A 5226-nucleotide genomic window follows, 5' to 3' on the forward strand; every position below is an offset into this window, starting at 1 on the left:
ATGACCAGATCGTTGATGTGTGTTGCCACGCATGGAACCAGTTCGCCAGCCAACCCGACACCATCCGAAATCTTTGCTCCCGTAAATGGGCTTTATTAATATGATAATCTATTGGGATTGGTATTACCTGCCACTGCCCAGCCTGCGGCAAAGTGATTGTAGGTATGCTCGGTTCCCAGTTCCTTGATTTTCTTTAATTGCATGTCAAGTGTTTCGGGTACGCCGTTGAACATGGTGCTTTCATTGTACATGCCGATCATGCCGCCTTCAGCACTGGAGCCATTGTCACCAACAACGTAGAAAAATAGCGTGTTATCCAGTTCGCCTCTCGCTGCCAGCGCGTCCACTAACCTACCAACTTGGGCATCGGTATGTACGCCAAAACCAGCAAACACTTCCATCTGCCGTTCAAATAGGCGTTTTTCATCAGCCGTTAGCTTACCCCAATCTTTGATGTCGGTGGGTTTGGGGGCAAGCACGGTGTTTTGTGGCACGACACCCAATTGCTTTTGCCTTGCCAAGGTTTCTTCGCGCAATTTGTCCCAACCCTGTGAAAATTTTCCTTTGTATTTGTCCGAGTATTCTTTGGGTACGTGATGTGGCGCGTGGGTCGCGCCCGTGGCGAAGTACATGAAAAAGGGTTTGTCGGGCGTAAGTGATTGCTGGGTATTCATCCAGGCAATGGCTTGATCGGTCATGTCGTTGGTGAAATGATATTTTGGGTTGTTCAAATCGGGATAAACGCGTGTCGTACCATCGTACACCATCGGATGCCACTGGTTGGTTTCACCGCCAATAAACCCGTAAAACTTATCGAAGCCTGATCCCATCGGCCAGCGGTCGAATGAGCCCGATACTGAACCTTCCCAAGGCGGCGTTTCATGATATTTGCCAAAAGCCCCTGTGCTGTAACCGTTCATGCGCAGCACTTGGGCAATCGGGGTGATGGTTTGTGGACGGATGCCGGTATTGCCGGGGAAAGCAGTCGCCAATTCCATAATAGCCCCTGCATTATTGGAATGGTGATTATAGCCCGTCAGTAACGCAGTCCGTGTCGGCGAGCAAAGCGCGGTGGTATGGAAGCGATTATATTTTAAGCCATTTGCCGCCAGTTTTTCCAGTGTCGGCGTATGGATGGGGCCGCCAAAAGCACTGGAATGTCCAAAGCCAATGTCATCAATCAGTACTATGACAATATTCGGTGCTTTTGCGGGCGGGCTCACCTCAAACCGCGCGGGTGCTGTTGCCTTGCGAGCATCCAATTCGGTAATAGCAGGATAGGTGGGTTCTTTGATGGGAAGCGTCGAGCGGTCAAGGGTACTGGCTGTACCCGATGGCTGTTCTGGTGCGGCTTGGCTTGCTGTCCAAATGCAGCACAAGACAGTCGTCATTAAAAAGATTGGCAATTTTGATTTCATGAGGGTTTCCTGTTCTTTGTTGGTGTTTAACTTTCTGTTAGTTGAATACGATAGCCGACCAAAGCCAATAACGGGAGAAGTCAGTCTGAGGCTGACTATACTATGAATCCCAGACAATTCCAAATGCTGGGGTTCGTACCTCTGATGACTTTCATAATAGCCATTCTTCTCTTGACACAATACGCCATAACTGATACTTTTGACCAACATAATGGTTATTAAATACTTTAATGACCATTAAAATAGTCTTTTTGAGTTAGGTATGTAGCTATGCCAAAACAGAGAACTTATTCTAAATACGCTCAAGAGGCAGCCATACTGCTGAGTGAGCAAATCAAGCTAGGGCGCAAGAAGCGTAAGTGGTCGGAGCGTAACCTTGCTGATCGTGCAGGTATTTCCAGAGCAACCTTGCAAAAAATAGAAAATGGGCCGTCACACCTTTGCCAGCTTTTTCAAGACGGGATGGCAAGACGCTTACGTCTTAGGGAAGTCCCGGTATTCGCGGTGAAAACGCCTACCTCGATGACCAACTGCTGCAGAGTTCTACATCCAGGGCTTGTGATCGCCCCTCTTCGGTGTGTTCGCTAAAAAGGAGAGCCGATGATGAAGACGCGAGATATCAAGGTTTTTATAATGCTAGCGGTATGGGTTTTACTGTCCGGCTGCGACACCGGACCACCTCCAACGACCGGCGCGCCACCACCACCGAAAAACGTGGGCGATCCGCTGGTGGCGAAAGGAAGAGAACTGTTCTTCAAGGAAACCTTCAACGGCAACGGTCGAACCTGCGGTACCTGCCATCGGGCTGAAAACAACCTAACCATCGATCCTGCTTTCATAGCCACCTTGCCGAAGAACGATCCCCTGTTCGTCGCCGAATTCAACCCAACGCTTTCTAAGCATTTCGAGAATCCCAAGCTGATGCGGCAGTTTGGCCTGATCCTGGAAAACCAGGACGGTTTTGAAGATCTCGCCCGCAAGTTCAACATGCGCGGTGTACCCCACGTCTTTGCCCAACGAGTGTCCATAGACAGCAATCCGCGGGACCGATTTGAGTGCGGCAACCCGGACAAATGCCCCCGTACCGGCTGGTCTGGCGATGGGGCGCCCGGAGATCATTCCCTGCGCTCCTTCGCTAACGGTGCCGTGATTCAGCACTTCAGCAAAACCACACAGCGGCGCGCGGGCATCGATTTCAGACTGCCCACGGACAAGGAACTGGATGCCCTAGAAGCCTTCCAGCTTTCACTCGGCCGGCAGGAAGACCTGAAATTGCCGTTGCCTTTAAAAAGCGTGGTCGCCAAACGAGGGCAGCAGATTTTTAATTCCCGCACGGAGGGCAAATGCTCGGGCTGCCACGCCAATGCTGGGGCGAACGTCCCAGGAGATGGGGGCAATTCGAACTTTAGTACCGGGGTGGAAAATTTGCCCGACCAACCGGAAGATTTGGCCGGTGAGCTGAACACGAAGGACGATGGTCTGGGCAATCCCGGCAACGGCACATTCAATACCCCGTCCGTGGTGGAAGCGGCCGATACCGGTCCGTTCTTCCATAACAATTCGGTGGAAACGATCGAAGGTGCGGTGGCCCTTTTCACGGGCGATGCCTTTAACAACTCACCATCGGGTAGGTTCCTAAGGGGTTGCAATAGCGATGATCCGCCCATCTGCCGAGACCCCAAAGCCATCAACCTGGATGCCACGCAGGTGGTGGCGGTAGCGGCGTTCCTGCGGGTAATCAATGCACTGGACAACATCCGGGAGCTGAATAAGTTGCTGGGCGCTGTGGAGCGCAACGAGCTGCTCGCCGGTGAACACCCGCAAGATGTGGTGAAACGGGCGGTGAATGACATTGATGATGCCATTGAGGTGCTCGCGGGTGGAGGGTTACATCCCGAGGCGGTAAGGGCGCTCAAGAACGCGAGAGAATTGACCGTCGAGGCTTCCAAACACCCATCCGACCGCATGGAACTCGCCAAACGCGCTTTGAACGCCATTAACCAGGCGAAAAGCCGCATCGTGGGTTAACCGACCACGTGGTGGCCGGCTATTACGAGGTACGAGGAGAACACTGATGATCCGAAAAAGTTGCACGGGCCTTGCCCTGATCCTGTCCCTGGCCGCTGCGCCTTCATACGGGCAGCAGGCGACAGAAATGTTTATTCCCATCGGCGCCTCACCTGGAGTATCCGATACCGCCAGTATCATCGGGAAGGTCGCCGCGGTCGACCAACAAAAACGAACGCTATCGATAAGCGATTCCACAGGAACCTACACAATCGCAATCACGGATGAAACGCATATCTGGCTGGATCAGAGCAAGATGCAGAAAGCCAACCAAACCGGTTCCCTGGTCGATCTAGAGACAGGTCGTACGGTGGAAGTGAAATACAAGGAGCCTGCCCGAAGCCCGTCGGTCACGGCGGAATGGATCAAGATCGAAGTCCCGAAATAAAGCGAAAACAACGATAAAATAACAACTCACTTACTAAAGGAATAATGGGGTCAGACTCTGAGCTATCCCCACAAAATATTTCAATTTTACAGTCACTTACGAAATAAATGGGGTCAGACTCCATTGATTTATGGTTGTTAGCGTAATATAATGCCTATTTCCCTAAATAGGCGAAGGGCAATGGCACGTTTACCTAGATTTGTCATCCCCGATCAACCACAACATGTGATTCTTCGGGGCAACAATCGGGCAGAAATTTTCTGTGCCGATGCAGATTACAGTTTCTATCTTGAAAAGTTGAAATTAGCCTGTGACAAACACGGATGCTCGGTTCACGCTTATGTGCTAATGACCAACCATGTACATCTGCTTATTACTCCACACCACGAACAAAGCCTGGGTAAAGCCATGCAAAAGCTGGGGCGTTATTATGTGCAATACTACAACTATTGCTACCAACGTACCTGCACACTTATGCGAGGCCTTGGGATTCACCATCATGAGCAACACACCCGCATCGTGAAGGGCAATCGCCAAGTCGAAGTGATAGACGCCGGTGGCTTCCAGGCAGGCAATGATGCCGGACTGTTTGATAAGTTTCTTGACCAGTTGGACACGTCCCGAAGGGGTGTTGGCGAATGTTTGTGGATCGAAGGGCTTGCCGTCCTTTCGGACTGCCAAGACCAATTCCTCAGAACCGACATCAATGCCTGCGAACAGCATCAGTTTTGACTCGGGTTGACGTTTAATAAGTTGAAGGTTTGGCATATTGGCTTGTAAGAAAAGAATTAAAGAAAGTAGACTACCCATTGGTTCCCGACCCTGCACATGCATCTGCCTTCCTTGTGTATGCAGGCTCCAGGCCTCGGATACTCCACGGCATGGGTGAATAGGGCGGGGGCCCATCTACCGCGCAGGCTCTGGTCAACATCCAGTCCTCAGGGCGGAACGGCCTCCCAATGAACTGTTCAAGCTTACTTGATCTCCTTGGCAATAGTTTATTAAATTTGATCATACAAGGCTGGGTTGGAGCGAAAGCGGAAACCCAGCAATTTACCGCAAATGCTGGGTTGATAAACCCAGTCTACAACTGCAAACAAACACGCAGGGCGGGGTTTGCAACCCCGCCCTGAACGTTTCGGCGCTGCCGCTATCTTTGAGCCATACGAGAAACCCTGCGGACGGAGTTTAAACCCTGTCTCTTAATCACAACTCAGCGAGCCCCAACTTGCTGAGTTGGTGGCCCTGAAGCCGTTCTTGTAATCGGAACCAACCCTGCCAAATCGTGTCCCAACCAACACGCCCCGTGCGCTTGGTGTCGGTGAACCCACCCAATTTTGCTATCGCATAAAA

At 51.4% G+C, this 5226-nt stretch carries 5 protein-coding genes and 1 pseudogene; 4 read left to right on the forward strand and 2 right to left on the reverse strand.

Annotated features, from left to right (window positions below):
- Positions 1-95 precede the first annotated feature (95 nt).
- On the reverse strand, positions 96-1418 hold the full coding sequence (locus ACLQ6D_RS06920) for a sulfatase-like hydrolase/transferase (protein WP_411726549.1): 1323 nt from the start codon (positions 1416-1418) through the stop codon (positions 96-98).
- A 270-nt stretch (positions 1419-1688) separates the two neighbouring features.
- Here ACLQ6D_RS06920 and ACLQ6D_RS06925 point away from each other — a divergent pair, with 270 nt between their 5' ends.
- The 4 genes and pseudogenes from ACLQ6D_RS06925 to ACLQ6D_RS06940 form a co-directional block, all read left to right on the forward strand.
- The gene (locus ACLQ6D_RS06925) at positions 1689-2006 is read left to right on the forward strand and encodes a helix-turn-helix transcriptional regulator (protein WP_411726550.1); all 318 of its coding nucleotides are present in this window, start codon (positions 1689-1691) and stop codon (positions 2004-2006) included.
- Between the two features lie 12 nt (positions 2007-2018).
- Positions 2019-3446 carry a hypothetical protein gene (locus tag ACLQ6D_RS06930; protein ID WP_411726551.1) on the forward strand — a complete coding sequence of 476 codons (1428 nt, stop codon included), beginning with the start codon at positions 2019-2021 and terminating at the stop codon, positions 3444-3446.
- Between the two features lie 46 nt (positions 3447-3492).
- Positions 3493-3873 carry a hypothetical protein gene (locus ACLQ6D_RS06935; protein WP_411726552.1) on the forward strand — a complete coding sequence of 127 codons (381 nt, stop codon included), beginning with the start codon at positions 3493-3495 and terminating at the stop codon, positions 3871-3873.
- 180 nt (positions 3874-4053) lie between these two features.
- A pseudogene (locus tag ACLQ6D_RS06940) lies at positions 4054-4272 on the forward strand (transposase); the annotation flags it as partial.
- On the opposite strand, the gene ACLQ6D_RS06945 reads toward ACLQ6D_RS06940, so the two are convergent.
- Positions 4219-4779: an IS110 family transposase gene (locus ACLQ6D_RS06945; RefSeq protein ID WP_411726553.1), complete on the reverse strand. Its 561-nt coding sequence runs from the start codon at positions 4777-4779 to the stop codon at positions 4219-4221. The pseudogene ACLQ6D_RS06940 and the gene ACLQ6D_RS06945 sit on opposite strands and share 54 nt — an antisense overlap.
- Positions 4780-5226: the final 447 nt, after the last annotated feature.

Source organism: Methyloglobulus sp., from assembly GCF_046714055.1.
Classification (GTDB): Bacteria; Pseudomonadota; Gammaproteobacteria; order Methylococcales; family Methylomonadaceae; genus Methyloglobulus.

Coding starts and splice junctions, on each gene's coding strand:
- ACLQ6D_RS06920 (WP_411726549.1), bottom strand. CDS start 1,418: ATGAAATCAAAATTGCCAATCTTTTTAATGACGACTGTCTTGTGCTGC.
- ACLQ6D_RS06925 (WP_411726550.1), top strand. CDS start 1,689: ATGCCAAAACAGAGAACTTATTCTAAATACGCTCAAGAGGCAGCCATA.
- ACLQ6D_RS06930 (WP_411726551.1), top strand. CDS start 2,019: ATGATGAAGACGCGAGATATCAAGGTTTTTATAATGCTAGCGGTATGG.
- ACLQ6D_RS06935 (WP_411726552.1), top strand. CDS start 3,493: ATGATCCGAAAAAGTTGCACGGGCCTTGCCCTGATCCTGTCCCTGGCC.
- ACLQ6D_RS06945 (WP_411726553.1), bottom strand. CDS start 4,779: ATGGGCCCCCGCCCTATTCACCCATGCCGTGGAGTATCCGAGGCCTGG.